We start from the raw sequence: 26392 nt of genomic DNA, 5'->3' as shown, positions 1-26392 counted from the left end.
ATGCTGACCACCTTACGCATCGAAAACTTTGCAATTGTACAATCATTGGAGCTTGATTTCGCCAGGGGAATGACTGCTTTTACCGGAGAAACCGGCGCGGGTAAATCCATTATGATTGATGCCCTGATGTTAGCTCTCGGTGAGCGTGCCGACTCCTCAGTAGTGAGGCCGGGCGCTGAACGCTGCGACATTACTGCCGTTTTCGATTGCAGCGGCTCAAAAGACACCGCGCTTTGGCTTAAGAATCATGAGATTGATTCAGACGGCGAGCTGGTTTTGCGACGACTGCTTTATGCCGAAGGTCGTTCAAAATCCTATATCAATGGCAATCAATTCCCATTACAGAAAATAAAAGAGCTCAGTGAAATGCTGGTTCATATTCACGGCCAGCATCAGCATCAGACACTCATGCAGCACGCCACGCACCGCCAGCATCTCGATCATTATGCCAACCACCCCGAGCTTCTGCAGAATGTGCAGCTTCATTACAAGCAGTGTCAAAAAATAAAGCAGGAACTCGAGCAATTACAAAAACTCGACAATCAGCAGGACCGGATTGAATTACTGCAGTTTCAGATTGAAGAACTGGATAATCTGGAGCTTAAAGCAGGAGAAACCGACAGTCTGCATGCTGAGCATCAGCATTTGCATCATGCCAAGGATTATTTACTGAGCGGCAATCAGCTTGTGCAAATTCTCGATGGCGATGAAAGCCTAAATATAAGCCAGGCTTTGCATCAGGGCCTGCAGCTTCTTGCTGATTTACCGTCTCAGCATCCTGCGATACAAAATGCACTCGAGCTGTTGCAAACCGCTTCGATCCAATGCGAAGAAGCCCTGTCAGAAATTAAGCAATTTGTCGAATCGGTGCAACTGGATCCGGAACGCTTGCAAGAGGTTGAATCACGCTTGGGTGCAATTCATCAGGCTGCACGTAAATACCATGTCGAGCCAGAGCAGCTTGTCGCTCATGCAGAAAAGCTGAAAGAAGACATCAGAAAGTTAAATGATGCCGAGCAAAGAACGGCCGAACTTGAAACACAATATCAGATTCACTTGCAGGCGTATCAGAAAGCGGCTGCTTTACTAAGCGAATCGCGCAGAAAACATGCTGTGCAGCTCGCCAAAGAAATTACCAGTATTATTCAGAAATTAGGAATGCCCAAGGGCTTCATCAGTATGGAGCTCAGCGCCCTTGATAAAATGCAGTCTCATGGCCTGGATAAAGTGGAATATAAGGTTTGCACCAATCCGGGGATGACACCTGATGCTCTGAACAAGATTGCATCTGGCGGCGAATTATCGCGAATCAGCCTTGCGATTCAGATGATTACAGCTCAACGCGGCGCCACCCCTACTTTATTATTTGATGAGGTGGATGTCGGCATTGGCGGCTCGACAGCGGCATTGGTAGGACAACTGCTTCGCCAATTAGGAGAGCGCCTGCAGGTATTTTGTGTGACCCATCAGCCACAGGTCGCTGCTTCAGCGCATCATCACTTCATGGTGCAGAAACACAGTGATGCACATCATACCTACTCGAGCATTCTCCCGCTCAATGAGTTAGAAAAAGTGAATGAAATAGCTCGTATGTTAGGCGGAATCACTATTACGGAGCAAACACGCTCGCATGCTCGTGAATTACTGACACAACACTCCTGAGCAAAGCGAATAGAAAAGGATTTTCTATGAAACAGTTTATTTCACTGATTGAACGTTTACGATTTCTCTTTTTGTTTTTTGTGCTGATTGCATTCTGCCTGGCAAAAACAATCCATGCGATTTACGCCGATTCTGCTGAAGGCCTGGCCAACCTGTTCTTCTTTTTACTGATCGTCTCCAGTCTGTTTGTAATTGGAAATCGCTCCCTCAAACTGCTGGCGGTATTGACGACGACCGCCGCCATAGAAATTCTGCTGGTTCTAATTGATTATCCCCGACTAAATACCATCCGCTCTTCCTTTGCTGCAATCTATTTTATGCTGATGTTCGCAGGTTGCCTTCGTTATACTTTTCGTGATAAGTCCATCAATATAACTACTTTATTCGGCTCTTTATGCGCCTACCTTTTTATCGGTCTAAGTTATGCCTATATTTATCTGATGCTTTGCAGCTTAAATCCAGCCGCTTTTTCAAACCTGGGCATGAATGAGGAAAACCTGGCGATTTATTATTCTTTCGTTACCTTAACCACTATAGGCTATGGCGATATTTTACCGCTTAGCCCTTTCGCTCAGACACTCTCATGGTTTGAGTCCTTTACCGGGCAGGCCTATCTGGCGATAGTGATTGGGCAGTTGGTAGGCCGCTATGTGGCGGACCGTCTGAGTTCACAGGAACATTAAAAATGCGGTTGCTCCATAACTGGCAACCCGCTAAACTTGCGCCAGAAAATTCGTCTCCCTTCGGGTGAATAGAAATCGACTGGAATTTGCTTAATGAATCAGGAAACACGCCGCAGGATATTCAAGATCTTTCAAACCTTAAATCCACATCCGACCACGGAATTGATTTACCATTCGCCCTTTGAGTTGTTAATCGCTGTTTTGCTTTCAGCGCAAGCTACTGATGTCAGCGTCAACAAGGCGACTGCCAGGCTATTCGCCGTCGCCAATACACCTGAGTCCATTTTAGAGCTTGGAGAAGAGCGGCTTAAAGACTACATCAAAACAATCGGCCTTTTTAATACCAAGGCGAAACATGTCATCGCCACCTGTGAGATTCTGGTTACTCAATATCGAGGGGAAGTACCTGCTGAGCGTGCCACCCTGGAAAAGCTGCCCGGTGTAGGGCGAAAAACAGCCAATGTAATCCTCAATACCGCCTTTGGTCAGCCCACAATGGCAGTTGATACACACATTTTTCGTGTGGCGAATCGCACCGGAATTGCGCCCGGCAAAACCCCATTAGCAGTTGAAAATGCCTTATTAAAGCGTGTGGATAAGGAATTTATTCATGACGCGCATCACTGGCTTATTCTGCATGGCCGCTATATCTGCCAGGCGAGAAAACCGCGTTGCCCACAATGCCCTATTCGTCAATATTGCGAATATCCAGATAAAACTGCCGAATCCGATTTTAAATGAAATCAACCACATAATAAGCCGTGTACCGCATTCAGGGTATATTAAACAAAAATGAACGTCTTGCTCTGGTTATTTGCAGATTTTCCCCATAGAATGAAATTTCGAGAGTCTTCATCAAACTGTCATAGCATGACGGCGTGACTGTGAGTAAGGATACAGTTTGATGAACACTCTCGAAATTTCGGACTATTGCAGGAGAGCATTATGGGATGGATGGCCAGCGTTCAAAATTTGGGAACTACGGTTCAAAATTGGGGAAAAAGTCTGAACAATGCGCTGACTTCGCTGAGTAATAATAGCACATTGACTACTGTTGCAAAGGGATTGGGTAATTCAGCACATAAAGTCGTTTCCTATGGGTTCAAACAAATGGCGGTCGCTCCTGATCTGGCATACAACCTCACAAATTCGTCAGTACGTTCAGTATACAAAAATATGGCCTATATCCTGGGCCGGGATGTTGCTCCCCTGGTTGCGGCAAGTTTTATCAATAAATTAGCAGTCGAGCAATTGCGAGCCTTATACACTGAGGACGAAGAGCAGCTGGTTAGTGTTAATACCGGCCTGACCCTCCTTATTGGTGGTCTCTATGTGCTGGGTTTTTTGTATCGTGCAAAAAAAAATGTCGAAACGACAACCCATATGTTGATGCACATTTCAGATGCCTCAAAAAAGTTTTCGGAGGCCGGAAGTGTATTAAATGGCGCTTCATTTAGAGTTATGGCTCCCCCGGCTCCAGGGGCGGCGCCAGTTCCAATGACCATTTGCCAACAGCAGAAATGTGGTTTCATGGAAAAATTCAAGGGCTCTATTGAAAACAGTATTACCTACTGGGCAACCCGCGGTCTGATCTGGGGGATCAGTTTCATTCCCTATGTCGGAGAGATGGTTTCTACCGTCTTATTAATTCTTTATGATGGCCAGTTTATTCTGGCGATGGCAATGCCTGAGCATTGCAACCGGCATATTACTGCCTATCTTGAGGAGAATTGGGAGCTGGCGGCCTCACTGGGAATAGGGTCGCGCGGAGTGGCCTTTGCCTTTGTTGAAGGGATTTTTTATTTAACCGGGATACCCCGCGAACACTATCAGGATGTGATGCTGAAATTTGCGGTGTTGATGCAGATTGCCACTGCGACGCATATGAATCTTCCCCCTCCTGTCGATGAAACATCACGCTATGTGGTTGACCCGCTATTACTTTTCGGCCGAGGCGTTTCTTTTGTTGATGGATTAATCATGGAAGGAGCCAAGAAAAAAATCCCCGAAATGTTAAAACAGCAGAAATCCACCTTTAACTGGGAGAGGGCAGGAGAGATCGTGCAAAGCTGCTGGAGTCATCCCTATCTGCAAAAGGTAATCCCCTGGGTAGCACCCTCTATGTTCGTCAGTAAGACCAGTTTTACCAATGACCCTCTGATTAAGGCGGACTGGATAGCGTTTAGGAAAGGCAGCCCAGCAGTGACGAAGGCTATTATCAAGACCTCAAAAAACCTGGCAGTTTGGGCTGCTTCAAGTGAGCCTGATATCTCAGCAAAAGCCTTGCAGAAAATTAAGGGAATGCCTCCTTTTGTGACCAAAATAGCGATGGCTTCATTGTATAATCCATCTATTATGGAGCTTGTCTATCGTGCCCACTTTAGCTTCTCAGCTATACCTCCGGGAGAAGAAAGACCACAGATTCATCTCAATGGGAATAAATTAAGGGAGATTGAATCCTCTACCAAACAAGATAAAAAAGACGAAACCACTTTAAAAGAAGTCGCAGCGCTGCCTGCACCACCGACCGCAGATCTTAAGTCACAAGAGCCTGTTGACGTAAAGGCTACCCAGCTAAAAGATTCTTCGATAGAGGTTTCAGCGAAAGCCTTGCGATCCCGAGGCAAGTTCTCTGCTACGGCCCGAACCGAAGATCTAAGACCTCTCTCATCCACCGACTCCAGAAATACAGCCGAGCGCGATAATCTTAAAGCAGTTTCTTTTTCTTGAAGAAATAAAGCATGGCCACAGCTAAAAAGGCCATGCCGCATAAGACCGTGGGATAGGCATAACGCCATTTCAGTTCAGGCATATAGTCAAAATTCATCCCATATACGCCTACAATAAAGGTCAGTGGGATGAAAATACTGGCAAACAAAGTCAGTATTTTCATGGTTTCATTCATACGATTATTGAGCGTTGACAAATAAATCTCCAGCATGTTATTCGTCATTTCACGCTGCAAATCAATTGCTTCCAAAAGCCGCAAACAGTGATCATGCAGATCGCGAAAATACATATGATACTCAGCATTTATTAATTTCCCTTTACTCGAAATTAATAAATGGACAATATCTCGAAGTGGAGCGATGATTTTACGAAGCAGCATAATACGGCGCTTGATCACATAAAGGTTCTGCAAGGAAATAGTTTGTGGATTTTCAATCAGCCTGTCTTCAATCGCAGTCAGTGATTGTTCAATTCCCTCCACATAATCAAAGAAATTATCCACCACCTGGTCCATCAAAAGATAAGCCAGATAATCAACAACCTGATCGCGGATTAAGGAGTTTTCCATTGCCAGGCGTTTGTACAGGGAAACCAGCTCTTCATCGTCACTCTCTCTAAAAGTGATTAGCAGATTTTCCTTGATGATAATACTGAATTGCTCGCTTTCTTCGCATTCCTGCTCTTTAGGCTTATCCATCATACGAAAGACAATGAATAAACCCTCATTGATGACATCCACTTTCGGCCGTTGATGAGTATTCATGATATCTTCAACAATCAGGGGATGAACACCGAATACATTACAGCAGTGATTAATTTGTTCAACATTCTGCAAGCCGAAAATATCAATCCAGACGGTTTTCTTCTCCTCAAGTGCTGCTTCTACAAGCGCCTGGTCAAAGCCCTCGTGGCATTGATAATTGGACTCATCATAGATGTGTATGAATGCGCGTGTAGGTTTGGGCGGATTTTCACCGACATACACTGCTGATCCCGGCATCATGCCTCGTTTTGCGGAGGATTGCTTTCTGAAATGAACCATTCGTAATTCCCTGTGCAGAATATTGTACGAGTTTAAATGATGAAAGGGTTTATTGGCAATTTAACCGCTTATCAAAGGCAGCAACATCTCTTCTTCCCATTCCCTGATACCCAGTGTCCGACTTTCCCAATCTCAATAACTTGCAAAAATAATTAGTATAGTGTTATATTGCCGGGCACTTATTGGCACGGATGTGGACAATGAGTGCTCTAAACGATTTGAATTAGGGCGGTTGGCTCATGTCTTTTCCAATACAGCAACAGTCACGCAATTGCTTAATGCTGACAGTTTCCATGCTCACTTGTCTGATGCTGCTTATTAATGTGTCATTCAAGATTATCAATTTTGAGAGCATGTTAATCACCTCCAGCAGTGTGCTATGCCCGCTGGTCGCTTGTTTTTATCTGGCCATTTTAAGCAAATGCAGCTTTGTGCAGCAACGTCATGCTCTCAATCAATCCTTGCTGACACTGTATCTCTTTTCTATAGGCATTTATATCCTCGTTAATCTGCCTGCCGCTGAGTATATGCGCGACAGCACTGCCTATCAGATTGTATTTGAGGACATTCCCAGGAAATTTTTTGCCTCCACCATTGCCTTTGCGGTCAGCTTTTATTTACCCCATCTATACTGTTGTGCGCGGCGTCCGGGAATACTCATTTCCCCCAAAAAACGCTTATTGCTTGTTTTATTCGGCGGTATTTCCTTTTTCTCATTTGATTTTCTTCTTTTATTCGCTGACCCGCATGTTGAAAGCTTTGGCAGTATGTTTTTCGACTCGCTGCTCATTTCAGCGACTATTCTGCTTATTGCAGCGATTTTTTATTTAATAATGCACCTGACTGCCAAACCTGCTTCTACCGATGTTCCTAAGGAATCATTTTATTTTATTTCGCCCTGGTATCACTATCTGGTCAGCTTCGCTGTCACCGTTACATTAATTTCTCTATCCTGTGAATACCGCATTGTTTCATTTGGAAATGACTGGACTCTGACTGCCAGCGGCATTGTGTTTCCTTTGGTTATAATGGCCAGTAATTTGATCGGCGAGCTTTATGGCTATAAAGCCAATCTGCTGCTGGCCTTATTTATTATCCTGGCTGAGCTGGTATTTGACGGCTTGTTAATGCTGGTGACCGTGCTCCCTTCACCTGATTTTTTTGATTTGACTCCCTTTTATTCCTTCACCATGCCAAGACGCATCCCAGCGACCATACTGACCTTGTTAATAAGCCTGGCAGGGAACAGTTTTCTTCTTGAAAAGCTGAAGCAGACCGGTTACGGCAGCAATCGGGGCTTACGTCTGCTGGTAGCCAATCTCATCGTTAATTCCTTGTTATGCCTGATAAACTACAGTTTGTTATTCGGCGGAATGTATCCCTTTGAGCAAGTATTTAATCTGGCCACCAATGCCTGGGTGTTAAAATTTATTCTCACCTTGATTGGTGTGCCTTTCGTGTTATGGATTTATGAACTGCTCAATTCGCAGATTGTGAGACGCAGGGATTCGAGTCTGCCTACTGCTTATTAATATCTTATAATCTACCCTTAAAGTTCTCTCTCCCTCAGGGAGAAAGTTAGAGAGAGGGTTAAAATCAACCCTCACCCTAGCCCTCACTGCCATTAAGTTAAGCTCAATTGTATATTAAACTGTCATCCCCGCGAAAGGCGGGGATCCATCTCTGAGCTAGCCACAATGCCGACTGAGGAATAGATTCCCGCCTTTCGCGGGAATGACAGAAGTACTTAACTTAATGGCAGGACTAGCCCTCTCCCAAACTTGGGAGAGTGGATTTCTCTTAAATAGAATTTAGGAAGGGGTGATTTTATCCCTCTCATCTTTTCTTAGGTCTTTTCCAACCATAAACCGTTTTTTGTCGATTTTCACTTAATGTTAGTTCATCTGCAGGCACACTTTTACGAATCGTACTGCCGGCGCCCACTGTCGCATTGCGTCCGACGGTCACCGGGGCGACTAATTGCGTATCCGAACCAATAAAAGCGCCGTCTTCAATGACTGTCTGATGTTTATTAGCACCGTCATAATTGCAAGTGATGGTACCTGCTCCAATATTCACATCCCTGCCAATCCGCGCATCACCCAGATAGCTTAAATGGCTGGCTTTGGAATGCTCATCAAATACGACATTCTTGGTTTCTACAAAATTACCAATTTTGCAAAAGCTGGCAAGCTCTGTTCCTGGTCTCAGGCGGGCAAAAGGACCGATATGGCATTCAGCACCCAGTTCGCTTTTCTCAATCACACTATTAGGCAAAATATCCGAACCTGCACCAATATGGCTATCCCGAATCACACAGTTAGGGCCAATGCGACAGCCGTCACCCAAACTCACTTTACCAATAAACACACAGTTGACATCAATGGACACATCCTTGCCACAAGTTAATTCGCCTCTAATGTCGATACGGCTTGCATCAGCAATCGATACCCCCGCCAGAAGGAGTTTCTCAGCCTGTCGCTGCTGCCATATTCTTTCAAGCTGCTGTAACTGCAATGGCGTGTTAACTCCCTGAATCTCGACCGGATCTCGGGCAGTAATGGATTGAACCATTTGTTCTTCCTGTACTGCCAAAGCAATAATATCTGTTAAATAATATTCTCCCTGCGCATTATTGCTATTCAGCATGGGCAACCAGCGCTTCAGATCCCCGGCGTTGGCACAGCAAATGCCGCTGTATATTTCCCTGATCTGCCGCTGCTGCTCACTGGCGTCTTTTTCCTCTACGATGCCGTAAATAGCGGTATTCTCATCGCGCAAAATACGCCCCAATCCAAAAGGGTTATCGAGATTGGCCAGCAAAAGACTGAGTTGGTTAAAGCTGCCTGATTGCCGGATTAAATGCCCCAGCGTTTCAGAGCTTATTAAAGGCACATCCGCAGAAAGAATTAAAACCCGGGCTTCCTCGGGAATAAACGGCAGGGCTTGCATCACCGCATGACCGGTACCTAACTGCTTTTCCTGCAGAACCCAGTTCACCTCCAGTGACGACAACGCTTCCCGAACATGGGTTCCTCCATTGCCGTAAATAATATGTACCGCTTCAGGCTTAAGGCTTTGTGCAGCCTCCACCACCCACGACAACATGGGTTTGCCAGCCAGTTTATGCAAAACTTTGGGCGTAGTGGAATACATCCGCTTACCCAAGCCGGCTGCCAAAATAATAACGTGTAAGGACATCTATCAATTCTCCTGTTAAAACAAGCGCTTTTAGTGTTTAGGAAGGTTTTGAATTAAACACTCTGCATCCGTATTGCTAATCCTAAAATTACTGATATGATAAAAAATTGCAACTAAAAGGAGTAGTGCAATGACAATATTTTTAAAGATCATGCAAGATTATATCAAAGAACAAATGCATTTGTATGATGCGGACTCCAGGAAGAAATGGGCTCCAACAGCTGAACGCGCGAAACTGGCAGAAGATAAAAGAACCATTGCGGATACGTTAACCGGCCTGATTTGTGCCATTGGAAATGAAGAAACTAAATCACCAATCAAAGAGCCAGCATCTGATGAACCAGAAGAGCCGTCGCTACAAGAAAAAGAGCCGGTTAATTCAGATATCCACAATGATGAAATTTATCTTGCCAAAATTTTAAAAATACTCGAAGACAAACAAATTGAGGCGAACGAAGAGGCACGCCTGAAGAACATTGGCCCCGGAGACTTTAACAAGTTAGTTGTAAATATAAAAGAATTAGCGAGCGCTTACTTAAGAAAGTTGAAAAAGCTGGGATTAAATAACATACCTAACGATCAGCCTAAAGACCCGCAACAGATATTTAATTATTTTATGGCTGATTATCTGTTTAAGAATACCCAGGCAGAAAGCAAAAATCCAACCCTGTTGCAAAGCGTTGCTTCCTTTTTCTTTACTGATAAAGTGAATAATCTGCAAATTGCCGCAGCAAAAGAACGACTGGTTGGTATCGCAGTAAATAATCTTTTTATTATGCTTGGGAGACCAGGTACAGATAAAATGAGAGATAACCCTGAAGGCAGAAAAATTGCCGTGAGTCTGCAATTAACTGCTTTAGAGAGTGGTAACGTGCAGGTTATAAAAGACAATGGTGTGGGTCTGGATCTTCCTATTCACTATGTTGCTCCTTTAGGAACAGTAGGAATGGATAATAATATAGGGGTCTCTGAAGCCTATCTGAAAGAATGTATTAATAAAGCCAGAGAGGCAATGGGTATAGCAATCCCAAAACCAACACCGACAGAAGCGTCCGTATACCAACCCTCCTGATCGGTTTAAAAAGGTTCGGGCATTCCCGGTTGGATCGGACCGGGACATACCTAGTAATTGCTTAGCTCACCACATAAATTTTTCTCTACTGCCAGTTTAATATCAGCCACTGGCAGGTTTTTACTGAGCAGATAAAGCAATTTACAATGTGCGGCCTCCGGCGTCATATCATGACCGCTGATTAAACCGGCATCTTTCAGAGTATGACCGGTGGCGTACTGATTCATTTCCACATAGCCCTGCTGGCACTGGGTGCAGTTAATAATAATGACATCGCGTCTGCAGGCTTCTTCCAGCATCTTCAAAAATCGGGCATCGTTATTTTGCGCATTACCAGCACCATAAGTTTCCAGAACCAGACCACGCAGAGGCTGTTGCAGAAGAGCCTGCAGGACATCGGTTGAGAAGCCTGGGAACAGTCTGAAGTTGGCGATAAAATGCGGGCTAATGGTTTGCAGATGAAACTTTTTCTTAACCAGAGGGAGAATTAAATCCTGGTTAATTTTTATGTCAATACCAACACTGGCAAGCAGTGGAAAGTTTGGAGAAGCAAAGGCCTCAAAATGCTGAGCCGAAATCTTCTGACTGCGATTGCCTCTGAGCAAACGCTGGTTGAAATAAATACAAACCTCTGCAACGGGCTGATGTGCACAGAGCCATAAGGAGGTCAGGATATTATCATACGCGTCATTCCTCACTTCCGACAAAGGAATTTGCGAGCCGGTAAGAATCACGGGTTTGCCCAGATTCTCAAGCATGAATGACAGGGCTGAAGCCGTATAGGCCATCGTATCGGTTCCATGAAAAATAACAAAGCCATCAAATTGTTCATAATGGGAAGCAATATCGCAGGCAATCTGATTCCAGTCGTTAAGAGTCATGTTGGAAGAATCAAGCAAGGGAGAATATTCTTTAATCTGATATTCAGGCATGCTCGGATGCGAGAGCGCAGTCATTTGTTGCAAAGCCTGCTCCACATACCCCTCGGCCGGTTCATAACCGTGATTGGTTTTGACACTGCTGATGGTACCACCCGTATTGAGGATAAGAACTCGCTTTTTCATTACCAGCCTTGTTCGTAAAGTTCAAAAATCTGCAAAACAGCTATTATTTTAGTGTTGGAACCAAGTTAAATACAGTTTTATTTGCTCGGCTCGAAACTTTGTGAAAAAATCAGGGCATTAAGAGTTTAGTGTAAGTAGTTAGTCATGGTAATTGATCGTGCCGGGTACCGGCTGAATGTCGGTATCATTCTGGTGAACGACTCCGGCCGGGTTTTTTGGGGAAGGCGCCACGGGCATGATGCCTGGCAATTTCCGCAGGGCGGATTGGCTGCAGGTGAAACCTCGCTGGAAGCGATGTATCGCGAACTGAAAGAAGAAATAGGTCTGGATCGGGATGATATTGAGGTATTGGGTGTTACCAAACGCTGGTTGAAGTATCGCTTGCCGAAGCAATATCTGCGGCATGGCAGCGACCCGCTGGTGATTGGGCAAAAACAAAAATGGTATCTTTTGCGCCTGGTAACGAGTGAGCAAAAGCTTAGGCTGGATCTTAGTGACTCCCCTGAATTTGACAGCTGGCGCTGGATTGATTATCACGAACCGCAGGAACAGGTAATTTTTTTTAAACGGCAGGTATATGCCCAGGCAATGAAAGAGCTTGAGCATTTGTTAAGAAAACGACGCACGCCCTATGGCATTCGACGAAAGCGAGGTAACCAAAGTCGATAAATGTTAAAAATACTCAAGCGAATAGTTCAGGATGTAACGACTGCCAGCCATTTAAACGATGCATTGTCCATTCTCGTCCAGCGCGTACGCAAAGCGGTCAGCGCGGATGCGGTATCCGTATTTCTGATTGATAACAAACATGCCGAATATGTACTTGTAGCTACAGACGGCCTTAATAAAATGGCGGAGTATCGGGTACGCGTGGCGCTTGATCGCGGCATTATCGGACTAGTGGGACGACGGGAAGAACCTATTAATCTTGAGGATGCGCCTATCCATCCCGATTTTCATCAGAATCCCCTGATTGGCGAAGAACATTTAAAAGCGTTTCTGGGTGTGCCGATTATCCAGCATCGCAAATTGTATGGCGTACTGACCGTTCAGCAAGCCGAAAAACGTTGTTTTGACGATGCAGAAGAAGCCTTTCTTATCACTCTGGCAGCGCAGCTGGGCGGCATTATCGCTCAGGCTGAAGCTACCGGCGAACTGGTACAGATTACTCAGCCTAAACTCACCGGCACAAAAAAAACGGAAACCATTCAGACCGCACTGACCGGTGTGGGCAGTGTTCCGGGAGTAGGTATTGGCACCGCGGTTGTGGTTTATCCGCCGGCGGATATTGATGCGGTGCCCAGACATAATGTGGACGACATTGAGCAAGAGGTAACCACCTTTTTTGATGCCTTGCAAATTGCCCGCCAGGACATGCAAAGACTAAGCAAACGAATGAAACACACGGTTGCTGAAGAAGAGCATGCATTATTCGATGTTTATATCCGTATTCTGGACAAAGACAGTTTAGGTACTGAAGTAGAAGATGTTATACGTTCCGAAAAATTAAGCGCGCAAGCGGCACTTTCCAGCGTTATCAAAAAGCATGTTCAGCAGTTTGAAAGTATGGAAGATGATTATTTACGAGAGCGGGCCAGCGATTTTCGCGATCTTGGCCGTCGGGTTTTGGCAGAATTGCAGCGCACCCAGCGGGAAGAAATAGTTTATCCAAAGCGAACCATTCTGGTAGGTGAGGAAATCACCGCCTCGGCTCTGGCAGAGGTTCCAGAGGGGCATTTAGCGGGAGTGGTTTCGGCAAAAGGAGCCAACAACTCGCATGTGGCCATTCTGGCGCGCGCACTGGGCGTACCTACTGTCATGGGGGTTCGCGGTTTAAAAACTGAATACCTGATGGAACGTGCAGTCATTGTGGATGGTTTTTTAGGCCATGTTTACATTTCACCCAATCGTACTGTGCTCGCTGAATTTAAGAAACTGGCACAGGAAGAACACGAGCTGAATCAGACCTTAATCAGCCTTCGTGACAAGCCGGCCGAAACTCTGGATAGCTATAAGGTATCCCTGCAGGTCAATACCGGGCTTGCGATGGATGCCGGTTTGTCAATGAGCGTGGGGGCGGAAGGGGTTGGCTTGTATCGCTCTGAAGTTCCATTCATGAGCCGCGATCGTTTTCCCTCTGAAGATGAACAATATATTATTTATCGACAAATTCTCAAAGCCTTCGCCCCGCGCTTTGTCACCATGCGCACTTTGGATATCGGCGGAGATAAAATACTACCCTATTTCCCGGTAGAGGAGGATAATCCCTATCTTGGATGGCGAGGAATCCGCGTCACGCTTGATCACCCTGACGTGTTTCTGATGCAGATTAGAGCGATGATTCGCGCCAGCGAAGATCTGAATAATCTGCGGATAATGCTGCCGATGGTCACTACATTAAGCGAAGTCGAAGAAACTTCCCTGCTCATTGAACAGGCTTATCACGAGTTGCTGGAAGAGGGTTGCCGTATTGAAAAACCCAGACTCGGAGTAATGATAGAAGTACCTGCGGCCGTATACCTTGCCAGAGAACTGGCGAAACGCGTGGATTTTCTATCGGTTGGCAGCAATGATCTGACTCAGTATCTGCTGGCAGTTGATCGCAATAATGCCCGGGTAGCGGGACTTTATGAATCCTTTCATCCAGCCATGCTGAGGACATTAATGCGTGTCGTCGAAGGCGGGCATGCTGCCGGTGTTGAGGTCAGTATCTGCGGCGAAATGGCCAGCGATCCTCTGGCGGTCATGTTATTGCTGGCAATGGGATTTGACACCTTAAGCATGAACTCCACCAGCCTGCCACGAGTAAAATGGATTATCCGCAATGTGTCTTTAGCCAGCTGCCGTAAAATGCTGGCAGACGTGCTGGAAATGGAGCATCCGGCTGAGATTAAGCTTTATTTGCAAACGGCACTAGAAAATGAAGGCCTGGGCGGGTTAATCCGAGCAGGCAAGACGTGACTGGTGGTCTATTCCTGAATGCTCTGTCTTATTGCTTGACGGGTCTGTTTGCCGGTTTAATGGCGGGGTTATTAGGCATTGGCGGCGGTATTATTGTCGTACCGGCATTGTTTTTTCTTTTTGAACAAAATCCGGCAATCAGCAATGATCTGGCGCCTCATCTGGCAGTTGGCAGTTCATTGGCAGTGATGATTTTTAGTTCCTTAGCGGCAATCCGGGCTCATCATCAACGTGCCAATGTATCCTGGTCGGTTTTTAACCATATCTGGCCAGGTCTGGTCAGCGGTGTTATTCTGGCTGCCGTTATTGCGAGAATATTGCCGGCGGACTGGCTGAAAGCCTTTCTCGGAGTTTTTCTCCTTGGTGCAGCAATACGCATGCGCACGGGATTACCCTCCAGACCAGAGGGAAGCTTTCCGGCCGCCTGGATCAATCACAGTTTCAGCTTCTTTACCGGGCTTATTTCAGGTTTGCTGGGGATTGGCGGCGGCCTGATGATTGTTCCTTATCTGGCTTATTGTGGTGTTAATATAAAAAAAATCGCCGGAATATCCGCCCTTTGCACCCTGGCTGTCGGTGCAATTGGCTGTCTCGCTTTCACTATATCAGGTTTAACTGATAGAGAGCTGCCTTATGGCGCCTATGGCTATGTGTATTGGCCAGCGGTAATTCCTATCGCGATAAGCAGCATTTTATTTGCGCCAGTGGGCGTGAGTTTAAATTATCGCTTGCCGGTAAGACGTCTGAATATTATTTTTATTATCATGCTGGTGGTGACCGCTGTAAATTTACTTTGGGACTTTGTTTAAACCTATAATTGAGGAAAACATGCTAACTTATCCCGTTATTAATCCCGTTGCGTTTACGCTGGGTCCAGTGAAGGTGCATTGGTATGGTTTAATGTATTTGCTTGGATTCTTTATGGCCTGGGCTCTGGCCCGCTTGCGCGTTAAGCTATATCGCCTGGACTGGAGTAATGAGCAGGTTAGCGATTTAATTTTTTACGCAGCGCTTGGCGTTATTATTGGCGGCCGTGTGGGCTATATGCTTTTTTATAACACGCATCAGCTAATCAGTACTCCCTGGGCTTTGTTTAGGCTTTGGGAAGGGGGAATGTCGTTTCATGGCGGATTGATTGGAGTGGCTCTGGCTTTATGGTTATTTGCACGCCGCAGTAAAAAGCCATTTCTTGAGGTTGCCGACTTCATTGCCCCGCTTGTGCCATTAGGTCTTGCCGCGGGGCGGGCCGGGAATTTTATCAATGGTGAATTATGGGGAAGGGTAACTGATGTGCCCTGGGCAATGATTTTCCCGGGAAGCGATGGTCAGCCGCGCCATCCATCCCAGCTTTATGAGCTTGGGCTAGAGGGTATTGTACTTTTCATTGTAGTCTGGTTATATGCAGCTAAAAAACGCCCGACGGGCTGTGTATCCGCGATATTTTTAATCGGATATTCACTTTGTCGTATTTTTGCGGAATTTTTCCGCGAACCAGACATACAACTTGGTTATTTGGCATTTGATTCGCTAACCATGGGACAGCTGTTGTCCATCCCCATGTTGTTAGCCGGATTATGGTTATGGTGGGTAAAACAATGCAAACCTATTTGAATCTTTTAGATCATATTTTAAAAAACGGCACTGAAAAAACCGATCGTACCGGTACCGGCACTTTATCGGTATTTGGGTATCAGATGCGATTTGACCTGCGCCAGGGCTTTCCTTTAGTCACCACTAAGAAACTGCATACCCGCAGTATTATTCACGAGTTATTATGGTTTCTCAAAGGTGACACCAATATCGCCTATCTTAATGAAAATGGCGTTAGCATCTGGGATGAGTGGGCAGACAGCAATGGCGATTTGGGTCCAGTTTATGGCCGCCAATGGCGAAGCTGGCCTTCTCAGAATGGTGAAGCGATTGATCAGCTCAGTGAAGTCCTTCAACAGATTCAAAGCAACCCGGACTCCAGGCGATTACTGGTCAGTGCCTGGAACGTGGGCGAGCTCGATAAAATGGCATTGATGCCCTGTCATGCCCTCTTTCAGTTTTATGTGGCCAATGGACATCTGTCCTGTCAGCTTTATCAACGCTCCGCTGACGTGTTTTTAGGCGTTCCTTTTAATATTGCCTCCTACGCTCTCTTAACTCACATGGTGGCGCAGCAGACCGGGCTTTTGCCGGGCGAATTTATCTGGACCGGAGGTGACTGCCATCTTTATCTTAATCATTTGGAGCAGGCACAAACCCAATTACAGAGAACACCTTATCCTTTACCACAATTGGAAATCAAGCGAAAACCGGACTCTTTATTTGAATACCATTTTGAGGATTTTGACATTGTGAACTATCAGTTCCACCCGCTTATTAAAGCCCCGATTGCTGTGTAGTCTGCGTCACTCCGCACAGGCACGTTTGGCATTAACTTAAGAGAAAATCCCCTCTCCCAAGCTGGGAGAGGGCTAGGGTGAGGGTTAATTTTTAAACCCCTCTCTCTAACTCTCTCCCCTGAGGGGAGAGAGGATTTTTAAATTAATGTTTTGAAGCTATTTGCTTCGGTTCCGCTACAGCACGCGGCAATTTGCCGTTCTCGCTTTTACCAAAGATAACCACCTGGTTCCTGCCATTGTTTTTTGCGTTGTAGAGCGCCTTATCAGCCGCCTCAATTAACTCGGCTGTAGTTTTGGCATCTTTGGGATACATTGAAAGTCCAATTGACGCCGTCACTTGCCCTATTTGTTGAGCCCCGTATTTAAGCGGGGTTTTCTGTATGGCCATTCTTATCGCTTCAGCTCGCATTTTTGCATCATCCTGACTAATATCATAAAACATCACAATAAACTCTTCACCGCCATATCGGGCCGCGATATCTCCCAAACGAATATTCTCCTGTAGTATATGGCCAAATTCCTTTAAAACGACATCCCCCGCTTCATGGCCGTAAGTGTCGTTAATTTTCTTAAAATGATCCAGATCAATCATCAGAATTGCAAAAGGCGAGTTGGAGCGCTGCGCCTGATGCAGCTGCTTGAACATGAAATCTTCCAAATAACGGCGATTGTATAAACCCGTTAAAGGATCGCGGATGGACTGATGGCGAAGGTTTTCACGCAGGCGAACGTTTGCCAGGGCTAATGCGGTTAACTCAGCAAAGGCAGTAATCAGCAAACGCTTGTTTTCATCTATCAACAAAGGCGTATCCGTCTTTGCTTCCATATAGAGTAAACCATAGATGTCGTTCTGAGCCATCAGCGGTACACAGAGTAATCCTCTGTCACCATGCTCTTCCAGCTTAATATGAGAACAGACCAGTTCTTTCTCAGGCTCATTCACCTGGTGAATACGACCCAGACGAATGGCCCAGCATTGGTCGGGGACAAAGGTTTGATCCTGATCATGCGGTTCTCCCCAACTGGCTGCATTCTCAAGGTAGTTTTTAGAAGGGTGCATAATAAACAGATAGCCGCCATTGACAAACGATAGCAGGCGCTGCGAGTATTTTGACATGACCGTGCTAAGCTCCTCCAGTGTACTGCAAGCCAGCATGATGTCACTCATCTCCACCAGCAAAGTGATTTCTATATTCTTATTTTGCAACTCAAGCATTCCGGCAGTTAATTTCTCATAAGACAGTTGTAGTTCGGTATGTTCTTTAATGCGCTGGGTGATGTTTCGCACGCTGTGCACAACTCCGTTGACTTCATTATTATCGTTTTGAATCAGACTTGATGACATCTCATAAGTATATTTTTCGTCATTCACCTTAAGTTCCGCACGAAGCAGCTTCTCATGGTTTTGCAAAGAGTCCTTCCATTGAGCAGCTATTGCACGTTTTTCATCGGCAATACCCTCAAAGGCGTCATCGATGGACATCCCCAGGGTAAGAGTTTTTCCAAAAAGCTGCTTGAATTCCTGCTGATAGGCTTCATTAAAAATGATGAACTGCAGATTTTTATCCAGGGCGGCAATCATATCGCTTGCACTTTCAATAATTTTTCGCAGGCGGGTCTGCGTGTTGAAGTTATGCTTTTCTGCGGTTCTACGAGTTAGCAGCTCCATATTCGCCAGCGCAAAGGCAATAATCAGAAATAAAATACTGATGGTACCGCCGACTATTAGAATAGAGCTAAACATTTTCGATTGACTGATTGCGGAATTATTTCGCTCAGTCAGCAAAACCATTTCAACTGATTTAATCTCCTGGCCCAAATCCTTTACCCGATTCGACAGATTCTGACTTAAGTTCAATTGCTCAAGACCTTCTGGGGTATCCAGTTTGTTACTTAATTTAAATTGCAAAATGCGGTTTAGTAACTCCATTCGCTGATCAACCAGCTCCAAAAACCGCTGAGTACGTACTTTTTGTCCTGGATTATCATGGGTTAAAGTTGTAAGTTGCTCTATATCTATCGTTAATTGCTTTTTGATTGGTTCGATATCTGCCAGAAACTGCTCATTACCTCGAAGCAAATAAGCTCGCTGCCGGGATTCGATATCGACCACGCTATACAAAGAGGAATCGATACTTTGAATCACCTGATAGGTATGGATAACCCCAGTTATTGGCCTTGACTAGGGCCTTAAGCTGATAATAAGAGTAGACATTAATTATCAAGAGGCAGATCAACGCAGTAATAAAGACAAAATTAAGTATGCCTCTGCTTAATTGCAGATTATGTAAGAAAGACGAAACTGGTTTACCTTCCACAGAGTATCTATCCTTATAGCCTAAGTAACATTCTTTTCTTATTATAGCTCTCAAATTGCAGCAGGGTAATTAGCACCCCCTGAATGCCTGGGACAAACCAGGCACGTGGGGAGCGGAAGGTATTACCCTGTAATTTCAGACCTCAGGCAGAGCATCACCCATCTCAAAAGACCTGTAGAGACAGGTTAATGTTTTTTAGTACAGCTCCTATACCCCTCTTTATCCGCAATTAAATACTCCGGTAATTTGGGGTTATCAATTTGCTCTGTATTTCTGTCCAGGATTAAATGACATTCCTCAACATAAGTAATCTGGCTGCTGTCATCGACCAGCAGTCGATACCATGGGCTTCTTGCGGCAAATTCACGTTTACTGGCCTGCGGGTTATAGCGCCCGGATGCCTGGAATAAAGGATCGATATCAACAATGACGGCTCGGTAGCCGTGCTGCTGATGCCTGACGCAATCGCCGATATTAAATTTGGCTTCTTTAGTCATAGGCCCTCCTGCTTTTTTTGGCATTACATTATTAGTATCGGTCAATTTCCATAAAGCTTAAGCTTGCTATTCCCCAGATTCAGGCTCAAAATGGCGGTCAATAGTATATTTTTGCATATCAGAATGTCGGCCAGGATTAGCCCTCAGAGCATTAATTCCGATCTGTTCCTTTATAAAACCCGGTTTATCAGTTTTGTATTGCTGCTTGCCTATACGTTTCTTCATACCCGGCTCACAGTAATCTACATACAGGTTACACTGGAACAAATGCTTGATTTTTGCACTCGCATGCCGTTTGCCCAACGCCTGCTGGTTCCTGCAATGGCGAAACTTTTATCCTCTTTTCTGCCTTTCTCTCCAGGCTCTCTTTTCTTTCTACTGGAATTTCTGTTTACAGCCGCCTTTTTTTTCAGTTTGCAGGCATTGCTTCAACGCCAGCTTTCTCGGCGGGCAAGTCTTGTTTGCTCCTGGCTGTTTCTGTTGTTATTGCCGCTGTTGTCAGTAGTTAATTACCGCATAATGTTTGGCGGCCCGGCGACTTTTTATTACCCCTCAGACTCAGCCTCCCTTTTTTTTATAAGCATGGGTTTTCTGCTGTGTCTACAAAAACGCTGGACGCTGCTCCTGTTCTGGATATTTCTTTCCACATTTAATCGGGAAAGCAGTATTTTACTTGTGCTGTTAATCCCGGCGCTGCATTGGAGTGACAGAAAACAAATTGCCAAGCCGATGATTGCTGCAGTGCTGCTCTATATTCTGGCGCGGCTGATCATTCTTCATTTAACTAAGAATTCGCCTGGCCCGCTCACCGAATGGTATGATCAGTTTTTTGGCCACACCTATTTTGAAACCAATTTCAACTGGCTATTCAGGCAACTGGCTATTTTTCTGGTTAATTTTTGTTTTATGGGATTGCCTCTACTGTGGTTTGCTTTCATTGATTACATTCCCCCGCAGTTAAGACCCATTCGCTTCATAGCACTCTTCTATTTCCTTGGCTTACAGCTCATTGGAAATTTCTCTGAAGTTCGCATCTTTCATGAAATTGTCATACTTCTTTATTTACCGGTCTGCACTGCGGTTAATCGATGGATCCAAAATGAGCCTTTTTATGAAGCGGACTATAGCCACGCAGGCCTCTTCTTTCTCAATCGTTATGCCGTCTCGCTCATTTTATTAGCCACTACACTGGCTCATCCGCTGCTTGAGCCTTTGGTAGTCAAAATCGCCAACTTGTCTGGAAGCAAGAACCACAGGGCGACGAATGAAGACTGGTATGACAAATATTATAGATAGTGCACCAAATGGTGCAAATAATGCTATAATATCACATATGGTGCAAAAACGAGGGACTCATGAACATTCAATCCAAACCTGATGAAAATTATGTCCTGGCAGTAGCCCTCACTAATTTAAAAGCACAGCTGGGATTGACTGACGAGGAGTTGGGCAAAATCATTGGCCGTTCTCGTAATACAGTCAATCGAATCCTGAAGAAAAGCGAGATTGACCCAAAAAGCAAAGAAGGTGAGCTTTCATTATTATTAATTCGAGTTTACCGTTCTTTGTTTGCCTTAAACGGTGGGAATAAAGAGGCAATTAACCACTGGTTAAGAACCAATAACTTTCATATTCAGGATATCCCTTTGGAAGCCATGAAGACTGTAACAGGACTATCCAGAGTAGTAAGTTATCTGGATGCTATCAGGGGAAAGATATAATGGTCGATATTTGGCTGCGAGCTAAGGGTAAAAATGAGATTAAACCCATCTTAGCGTCCATATTTCGCTTTGTAGAATCACAGGAAAAAGCAGCCACTTTGAATCTGGTGAATAACTTACATGAGCAATGTCTTTTAGAAGAGTTACTTGAGCATACCAAACCGCTATTTCCTGATAATACCGATTCGCTGGACTATCTACTGAAAACAGCATTCCGTTATCCTCCGCTTAAATATGGTTCGCGATTTGGATCTACTTTTGAGCAGAGTCTCTTTTACGGATCATTAAATCTTTACACGGCACTAGCGGAAGTTGCTTATTACCGATTTGTTTATATGCTAGGCCCGGAAGTACCCTTTCACACCTCTATTACAAGCGAATTCTCTTCCTTTTCCGTCTCTATTAAAAGCAAATGGGGAGTGTTTTTAGATCAGCCGCCCTTTACTGAATTTGAATCCATTCTAACCTCTCCCACTTCCTATTCTGATACACAGCAATTGGGTTCTGATATGAGGCAAGACGGAGTAGAAGCTTTCCGATATATTTCGGCCAGAGATAAAGAGAAAGGGAAAAATATTGCTCTGTTTTCGCCTGGCGCTTTTCATGCGAACAGCCCCTCCAATTTAACAGGTTGGTTATGTCAGACCAGCGTTAACGAAGTGGGCTTTATCTCTAAACGAGATAATCAACCTATAATGTTCACTCAGGACTATTTTTGGGTCAATGGAAAATTCCCCTCACCTTCAACTTAAAATGTTATGAGTTTGGCTCAAAGAAGGTTTCTTCCATCGGCATAGTAAAATACCCAGTTCGTATAAGAGGCATAACGGCACTGCTAATAATATTTGCGATAAGACATCAGGCGGCGTCAGCAGCATGCCCACAGTAAAGGCCAGCACGATAATGTAGGGGCGTACCAGGGTTAAATGCCGAATTTCAAGCCATCCCAGTTGAACGAGTACAAAGCAGATTAAGGGTACCTGAAAGCAGATGCCGAAAATGATCAGCATGCGGGTAATAAAATCCAGAGCATTGCTGATATCAGGCATCATTTTGACTCCATCAGGAACAGCCTGAATAAAAAATTGAAACATAAACGGCAAAACCCCATAAAAACAAAAAGCAATCCCCAGAAAAAAAAGGCCTAAGCTGCCAAGTACCGCGCCCTTTATTTTTTTTCGTTCATCGCGATAAAGTCCCGGCGCCACGAAGCCCCATAGCTGGAATAAGAAAAACGGCGTTGCCGAGAGAAAGGCGAGATTGCTGGCCAGAGCGATTGGCGTCAACACTGGGGCGGTAACCTGTGTGGCAATCAGGCTGCCTTGGGCGGCTGGCAAGGCATTCAACAGAGGAGAAACCACCCAGTGAAATAAATCCTTTGCAAAATAAAAATAACTGGCAAACAGGATAGCAAAAAAAATCAGCACCCTGATCATCCGTTTTCTAAGTTCAATAAGGTGCTCTAACATAATTTATTCCAAATGGCTGCTCACCGAGATGCGTTGAAAGACTATTCATTTATATCGATCTCGGTTAGTCTGGTCAATCCGGTGGTTTGAATTATTGGCATTATGAACAGGGATCTTTTCCGCTATAAATTACGTTTCATCAGCATTGCCCTTATCTTCGGTTACGCCTTTATGCATGTCAAATTAACCGGTGTCTATGACGGGGCGACCCTTGATGAAATGATCAATTTTACGGCCAGACTCCCTTTTGGTCAGAGAATGCTGGTACCCGCGCTCGCCTGTGGACTCAGTTATATTTTACCCATCGGTACCGATCAGCTCTTCTTTCTGCTGGAGCTTATATTTGTCAGCTCTTTTTTTATGGCGCTTTTTCATTTGCTGAGAACCGAATTTTCGATTGATGAAGCCCGGCTGTTAAGCTGGCTTTTTCTACTGCTGCTTCCGTTGATGTCCATTATAAATTACCGCTTTACCATCGACGGCGAAGCCTCATTTTTTTATCCCGCCGACAGCGCTTCCTTATTTTTCATGACGCTGGGCTTTTTATTCTGTATAAAAGAACAGTGGCGCTGGTTGATTCCCTTGATTTTCATCGCCACTTTTAATCGCGAAAGCAGCATCCTTCTGGTTCTCTTAATACCGGCACTGCACTGGCAACAGTTAAAAAAAGTTCGGGTTGTATTCGGACTGGCTTTAACCACTTATCTTTGCGCCCGACTGCTGGTTGTATTGCTGACTTACAAGCTGCCAGGCACTTACAGTGAATTTTATTTTCGTGATACCAGTCATACCCATTTTGAAGCCAATCTGCTCTGGCTTCTGGAAGATAATAATCTCTTGTTTTTCATTTACTGTCTTTGCGGACTGCCCTTGTTCTGGTTTGGTTTTCATGATTACATTCCCCCGCAATACCGGCCAATCCGCTATGTGGCCCTGATTTACTTTATCGGACTTTTATTGGTCGGGCATTTCATGGAAGCGAGAATCTTTAATGAATTGCTAATACTACTTTATTTTCCGGTCAGCATTGCCGTATCCCGATGGGTGTCAGGCCGCTCTCCCTTTATTGCTGTGAAACAACACTGGCTTTACTTTGCTGACCGATATGCAGTTCTGGCGATTCTGGCGGGCATTGCCATGGGGCGCTCGGCTATTAATCCCTGGGTATTGTGGTTTGCTGCAAACTAGCCGCAAGGAAACATTTGGTAGTTTACTCAAAGTACTGTATAATTGGGAGCGATAATTTTTAGGTGAGCAAGCTCATCACTAATACGCACTTAACCCAGAGTTTGTAGCAGATAACAATTCTCGCATCCAATTTTATCTCTTTGATATTCCTAATTCTGAATACGAGTGCAACTACTAGCAGACTGGATTTTCAGGTGAAAGAAAGTGAGTCATCGTCCTCGTAAACGTTTTGGTCAGAATTTTTTGCAAAATCAATCTATTATTGCACAAATTATTGCTGCCATTCATTTAAGTTCCACTGATACTGTAGTGGAAATTGGCCCAGGTATGGGCGCAATGACACAGGCTTTGTTGAAAATCCTGCCCAAACTGACCGCTGTCGAAATCGATCGCGATCTTTGCGCATTACTTAATGAAACCTACAATCCGGAACAACTGCAGCTTATTAATGCCGATGCTCTGACTGTCAGCTATAATCAATTGGGTACTGGCCTGCGAGTTGTGGGCAATTTGCCTTATAATATTTCAACCCCGCTGCTCATTCACTTATTTGGCTTTGTGTCTTCCATCGAGGATATGCATTTCATGCTGCAAAAAGAAGTGGTTGAACGGCTTGTTGCCTCCCCGGGTTCAAAGGATTACGGGCGTTTGAGCATTATTACTCAATACTATTGTCAGGCTGACTTCTTATTTGAAGTGCCGCCAGAAGCTTTTTTTCCAAAACCCAAGGTAGATTCGGCCATCGTACGTCTTAAACCGTATACAAGCTCTCCCTATCCCAAAGTTGACATCATTCGCTTTCAAAATCTCGTTGCACAGGCTTTTTCCATGCGCCGCAAAACACTGGCCAATAACTTAAAACCCCTGCTGTCAGCTAATGAGATAAGTAACCTGGGGATAGACCCCTCGAGAAGACCAGAGCAGATTTCAATCAGAGAATATATTGACATCAGTAAGCATCTGGAAATGATATAAAATTAATTAGGAGCAATTGGTTTACACCACGGATCAACTGCTCAAAGACTCGTAGATTATGGAGGTTGTCTTGTTTCATCGTTATGGAAGAGGACGTATGTCCCAAGCCCGGCCTTTAAAGGATTTAACTAAAATAGTAACAGTTGAACAAATCCTTGCCGAAGATAAACGTAATCAGTTAGTTCAGCACATTAGCGAAAACTGTGCTCTGGAATCGGCGCGCTTCGATAGTATCGGCCTGACAATCATCCATAATCTGGTAAATCACACACAGCTTTTGCCTGAAACCTCCAATAGTTATTATTCCCAACCGGGCGGCTTAATCGATCATGCCTTGAACCGTACTGAAGCCGCACTGAATTTGTTCAAGCAATACATGATTCTTGAAGAAAATAGCAGTTATTCAGAGGAGCAGAAACTATGGCAATACGCTCTGCTTTCTGCGGCTTTACTGCAAGGGATTGGCAAATTACAAATTGATTTGACCGTAGAGTTATTTGACAATAGCGGACAATACCTTAAACAATGGAATCCCTTGCTGGAAAACCTGATTTTAGTCGGCAGCCATTATTCCTATACTTTCCAGAAAGAAAGCAATATCGAGTTTCGCAAACGTCTTAATCTGCTGATGGCGCGTCTATTGATGCCGGCCAGCGGGTTTGCCTGGATTGCCTCAAAACAGGAAGTACTTGAGGTTTGGCTGGCCTTGCTGAATGAAGACGCTTATTCTGCTGGTACGCTCGGCGCGATATTAATCCGCGCCAATGCTATTGCCTTACAACGTTATTTTAATCAGCAGGCAGCGCGTCACTATGGCAACAGGGGCCGCTATGGCCGGGTGAGCACTTTCGGCGGCGGGGCTCCTGACTCTGTCAGTGATATCGAGCAGCAAATCGGCATTGAGTTTTTACAATGGTTACAGAAAAGTCTGGATAGCGGCCTGATTATGATTAATAAGCCGCCGCTGTTAATGGTACCCGGCGGCCTGCTTATGTGTCCGGATATTTTCAAATGGTTTGTTCGCGAACATCCTGAGTATAAAAACTGGCAAGCGATTCAAAATGCCTTTCTTTCATTGGGACTGCACCGAAATGGGCCTGACGGCTCTACGTTTCGGTTTGAACATAGCAAAACTCAGCAAATGTATAGTGGCGTGGTCGCTGAGGATTACGGCTCAGTCTGCATGCCTGCTGAAGCCACTGTGAGCCATCTCACCACCGGCAAAGAAGGCAGAGTGAGCTCGCTTGAGTTGATTCATAACGCCCCTTATAACAATATCTTCACCCAACAAACGCAGCAGGCTTCTCCTCCGCCGCTAGCACATGTTGATGCGGCGGGAGAGTGGAAGAACCCGCGGTTGCCATCCATAGGGAATCAGCACAGCTTACTGCCTGGATAAATTATTGTATAAGGACTCTC

23 protein-coding genes are annotated in these 26392 nt (G+C 45.0%); 17 read left to right on the top strand and 6 right to left on the bottom strand.

Annotated features, from left to right (window positions below):
• From recN to LXA66_RS00675, 4 genes are all read left to right on the top strand, one after another.
• The gene (gene recN / locus LXA66_RS00690; protein WP_233011510.1) at positions 1-1662 is read left to right on the top strand and encodes a DNA repair protein RecN; all 1662 of its coding nucleotides are present in this window, start codon (positions 1-3) and stop codon (positions 1660-1662) included.
• Positions 1663-1688: 26 nt separating this feature from the next.
• A complete protein-coding gene (locus tag LXA66_RS00685) occupies positions 1689-2345 on the top strand; it encodes a potassium channel family protein (RefSeq protein WP_233011509.1) in 657 nt (218 codons plus the stop codon).
• Positions 2346-2438: 93 nt separating this feature from the next.
• On the top strand, positions 2439-3086 hold the full coding sequence (gene nth / locus LXA66_RS00680) for an endonuclease III (RefSeq protein WP_233011508.1): 648 nt from the start codon (positions 2439-2441) through the stop codon (positions 3084-3086).
• A gap of 204 nt (positions 3087-3290) precedes the next feature.
• Positions 3291-5075, top strand: a complete 1785-nt coding sequence (locus tag LXA66_RS00675; protein ID WP_233011507.1) for a hypothetical protein — start codon at positions 3291-3293, stop codon at positions 5073-5075.
• On the opposite strand, the gene corA is transcribed toward LXA66_RS00675, so the two are convergent.
• Positions 5053-6117 (bottom strand): magnesium/cobalt transporter CorA, encoded by a 1065-nt coding sequence (gene corA, locus LXA66_RS00670; protein ID WP_233011506.1) that lies wholly within the window; start codon positions 6115-6117, stop codon positions 5053-5055. The two genes, LXA66_RS00675 and corA, sit on opposite strands and share 23 nt — an antisense overlap.
• A 239-nt stretch (positions 6118-6356) precedes the next feature.
• Here corA and LXA66_RS00665 point away from each other — a divergent pair, with 239 nt between their 5' ends.
• On the top strand, positions 6357-7649 hold the full coding sequence (locus tag LXA66_RS00665; protein WP_233011505.1) for a VUT family protein: 1293 nt from the start codon (positions 6357-6359) through the stop codon (positions 7647-7649).
• Positions 7650-7953: 304 nt separating this feature from the next.
• Here LXA66_RS00665 and glmU read toward each other — a convergent pair whose 3' ends face one another.
• Entirely contained in the window at positions 7954-9318 is a 1365-nt protein-coding gene (gene glmU, locus LXA66_RS00660; protein ID WP_233011504.1) for a bifunctional UDP-N-acetylglucosamine diphosphorylase/glucosamine-1-phosphate N-acetyltransferase GlmU, read from the bottom strand.
• A gap of 130 nt (positions 9319-9448) precedes the next feature.
• Between glmU and LXA66_RS00655 the strand changes: the two genes are divergently transcribed.
• Positions 9449-10390, top strand: a complete 942-nt coding sequence (locus LXA66_RS00655) for a hypothetical protein (RefSeq protein WP_233011503.1) — start codon at positions 9449-9451, stop codon at positions 10388-10390.
• A gap of 50 nt (positions 10391-10440) precedes the next feature.
• On the opposite strand, the gene ansA is transcribed toward LXA66_RS00655, so the two are convergent.
• Entirely contained in the window at positions 10441-11454 is a 1014-nt protein-coding gene (gene ansA, locus LXA66_RS00650) for an asparaginase (protein ID WP_233011502.1), read from the bottom strand.
• A 144-nt stretch (positions 11455-11598) separates the two neighbouring features.
• On the opposite strand from ansA, the gene LXA66_RS00645 reads away from it, so the two are divergent.
• From LXA66_RS00645 to thyA, 5 genes are read left to right on the top strand one after another with little or no spacing between them, the layout of a single operon-like run.
• Positions 11599-12123, top strand: a complete 525-nt coding sequence (locus tag LXA66_RS00645) for an RNA pyrophosphohydrolase (protein ID WP_058506848.1) — start codon at positions 11599-11601, stop codon at positions 12121-12123.
• On the top strand, positions 12124-14415 hold the full coding sequence (gene ptsP / locus LXA66_RS00640) for a phosphoenolpyruvate--protein phosphotransferase (protein ID WP_233011501.1): 2292 nt from the start codon (positions 12124-12126) through the stop codon (positions 14413-14415).
• Entirely contained in the window at positions 14412-15224 is an 813-nt protein-coding gene (locus LXA66_RS00635; protein ID WP_233011500.1) for a sulfite exporter TauE/SafE family protein, read from the top strand. Before ptsP ends, LXA66_RS00635 begins: the two co-directional genes overlap by 4 nt.
• A gap of 19 nt (positions 15225-15243) precedes the next feature.
• Entirely contained in the window at positions 15244-16026 is a 783-nt protein-coding gene (gene lgt / locus LXA66_RS00630) for a prolipoprotein diacylglyceryl transferase (RefSeq protein ID WP_233011499.1), read from the top strand.
• Complete coding sequence (gene thyA, locus LXA66_RS00625; RefSeq protein ID WP_233011498.1) at positions 16011-16805, top strand: thymidylate synthase; 795 nt, start codon at positions 16011-16013, stop codon at positions 16803-16805. The genes lgt and thyA overlap by 16 nt, the downstream gene beginning before the upstream one ends.
• 142 nt (positions 16806-16947) lie before the next feature.
• Here the strand turns inward: thyA and LXA66_RS00620 are convergent, their stop codons facing one another.
• Both LXA66_RS00620 and hspQ read right to left on the bottom strand, forming a co-directional pair.
• A complete protein-coding gene (locus LXA66_RS00620) occupies positions 16948-18918 on the bottom strand; it encodes a diguanylate cyclase (protein ID WP_233012043.1) in 1971 nt (656 codons plus the stop codon).
• Positions 18919-19308: 390 nt separating this feature from the next.
• Positions 19309-19620, bottom strand: a complete 312-nt coding sequence (hspQ, locus tag LXA66_RS00615) for a heat shock protein HspQ (RefSeq protein WP_233011497.1) — start codon at positions 19618-19620, stop codon at positions 19309-19311.
• Between the two features lie 90 nt (positions 19621-19710).
• Here hspQ and LXA66_RS00610 point away from each other — a divergent pair, with 90 nt between their 5' ends.
• From LXA66_RS00610 to LXA66_RS00600, 3 genes are read left to right on the top strand one after another with little or no spacing between them, the layout of a single operon-like run.
• The gene (locus LXA66_RS00610; RefSeq protein ID WP_233011496.1) at positions 19711-20916 is read left to right on the top strand and encodes a hypothetical protein; all 1206 of its coding nucleotides are present in this window, start codon (positions 19711-19713) and stop codon (positions 20914-20916) included.
• A gap of 59 nt (positions 20917-20975) precedes the next feature.
• Positions 20976-21341 (top strand): MbcA/ParS/Xre antitoxin family protein, encoded by a 366-nt coding sequence (locus LXA66_RS00605; protein ID WP_233011495.1) that lies wholly within the window; start codon positions 20976-20978, stop codon positions 21339-21341.
• Complete coding sequence (locus LXA66_RS00600) at positions 21341-22093, top strand: RES family NAD+ phosphorylase (RefSeq protein WP_233011494.1); 753 nt, start codon at positions 21341-21343, stop codon at positions 22091-22093. Before LXA66_RS00605 ends, LXA66_RS00600 begins: the two co-directional genes overlap by 1 nt.
• On the opposite strand, the gene tatC is transcribed toward LXA66_RS00600, so the two are convergent.
• On the bottom strand, positions 22085-22810 hold the full coding sequence (gene tatC, locus LXA66_RS00595) for a twin-arginine translocase subunit TatC (RefSeq protein ID WP_233011493.1): 726 nt from the start codon (positions 22808-22810) through the stop codon (positions 22085-22087). The genes LXA66_RS00600 and tatC overlap by 9 nt on opposite strands.
• A 102-nt stretch (positions 22811-22912) precedes the next feature.
• Between tatC and LXA66_RS00590 the strand changes: the two genes are divergently transcribed.
• The 3 genes from LXA66_RS00590 to LXA66_RS00580 all read left to right on the top strand — a co-directional run bounded on the left by LXA66_RS00590 (position 22913) and on the right by LXA66_RS00580 (position 26372).
• Positions 22913-23998, top strand: coding sequence for a hypothetical protein (locus tag LXA66_RS00590; protein WP_233011492.1), 1086 nt, complete (start codon positions 22913-22915; stop codon positions 23996-23998).
• Positions 23999-24202: 204 nt separating this feature from the next.
• Positions 24203-24973: a 16S rRNA (adenine(1518)-N(6)/adenine(1519)-N(6))-dimethyltransferase RsmA gene (gene rsmA, locus LXA66_RS00585; RefSeq protein ID WP_233011491.1), complete on the top strand. Its 771-nt coding sequence runs from the start codon at positions 24203-24205 to the stop codon at positions 24971-24973.
• 70 nt (positions 24974-25043) lie between these two features.
• Positions 25044-26372, top strand: coding sequence for a TraI domain-containing protein (locus LXA66_RS00580; protein ID WP_233011490.1), 1329 nt, complete (start codon positions 25044-25046; stop codon positions 26370-26372).
• Positions 26373-26392 lie beyond the last annotated feature (20 nt).

The organism is Legionella sp. 16cNR16C (assembly GCF_021297775.1).
Classification (GTDB): domain Bacteria; phylum Pseudomonadota; class Gammaproteobacteria; order Legionellales; family Legionellaceae; genus Legionella_C; species Legionella_C quinlivanii_A.
The sequence above is the reverse complement of the archived record's forward strand: the minus strand, read 5'-3'. Positions and strand labels throughout refer to the sequence as shown.

Excerpts from the sequence above, each read along its gene's own strand:
- recN (WP_233011510.1), top strand. The coding sequence starts at position 1 with ATGCTGACCACCTTACGCATCGAAAACTTTGCAATTGTACAATCATTG.
- LXA66_RS00685 (WP_233011509.1), top strand. The coding sequence starts at position 1,689 with ATGAAACAGTTTATTTCACTGATTGAACGTTTACGATTTCTCTTTTTG.
- nth (WP_233011508.1), top strand. The coding sequence starts at position 2,439 with ATGAATCAGGAAACACGCCGCAGGATATTCAAGATCTTTCAAACCTTA.
- LXA66_RS00675 (WP_233011507.1), top strand. The coding sequence starts at position 3,291 with ATGGGATGGATGGCCAGCGTTCAAAATTTGGGAACTACGGTTCAAAAT.
- corA (WP_233011506.1), bottom strand. The coding sequence starts at position 6,117 with ATGGTTCATTTCAGAAAGCAATCCTCCGCAAAACGAGGCATGATGCCG.
- LXA66_RS00665 (WP_233011505.1), top strand. The coding sequence starts at position 6,357 with ATGTCTTTTCCAATACAGCAACAGTCACGCAATTGCTTAATGCTGACA.
- glmU (WP_233011504.1), bottom strand. The coding sequence starts at position 9,318 with ATGTCCTTACACGTTATTATTTTGGCAGCCGGCTTGGGTAAGCGGATG.
- LXA66_RS00655 (WP_233011503.1), top strand. The coding sequence starts at position 9,449 with ATGACAATATTTTTAAAGATCATGCAAGATTATATCAAAGAACAAATG.
- ansA (WP_233011502.1), bottom strand. The coding sequence starts at position 11,454 with ATGAAAAAGCGAGTTCTTATCCTCAATACGGGTGGTACCATCAGCAGT.
- LXA66_RS00645 (WP_058506848.1), top strand. The coding sequence starts at position 11,599 with ATGGTAATTGATCGTGCCGGGTACCGGCTGAATGTCGGTATCATTCTG.
- ptsP (WP_233011501.1), top strand. The coding sequence starts at position 12,124 with ATGTTAAAAATACTCAAGCGAATAGTTCAGGATGTAACGACTGCCAGC.
- lgt (WP_233011499.1), top strand. The coding sequence starts at position 15,244 with ATGCTAACTTATCCCGTTATTAATCCCGTTGCGTTTACGCTGGGTCCA.
- thyA (WP_233011498.1), top strand. The coding sequence starts at position 16,011 with ATGCAAACCTATTTGAATCTTTTAGATCATATTTTAAAAAACGGCACT.
- hspQ (WP_233011497.1), bottom strand. The coding sequence starts at position 19,620 with ATGACTAAAGAAGCCAAATTTAATATCGGCGATTGCGTCAGGCATCAG.
- LXA66_RS00610 (WP_233011496.1), top strand. The coding sequence starts at position 19,711 with ATGGCGGTCAATAGTATATTTTTGCATATCAGAATGTCGGCCAGGATT.
- LXA66_RS00605 (WP_233011495.1), top strand. The coding sequence starts at position 20,976 with ATGAACATTCAATCCAAACCTGATGAAAATTATGTCCTGGCAGTAGCC.
- LXA66_RS00600 (WP_233011494.1), top strand. The coding sequence starts at position 21,341 with ATGGTCGATATTTGGCTGCGAGCTAAGGGTAAAAATGAGATTAAACCC.
- tatC (WP_233011493.1), bottom strand. The coding sequence starts at position 22,810 with ATGTTAGAGCACCTTATTGAACTTAGAAAACGGATGATCAGGGTGCTG.
- LXA66_RS00590 (WP_233011492.1), top strand. The coding sequence starts at position 22,913 with ATGAACAGGGATCTTTTCCGCTATAAATTACGTTTCATCAGCATTGCC.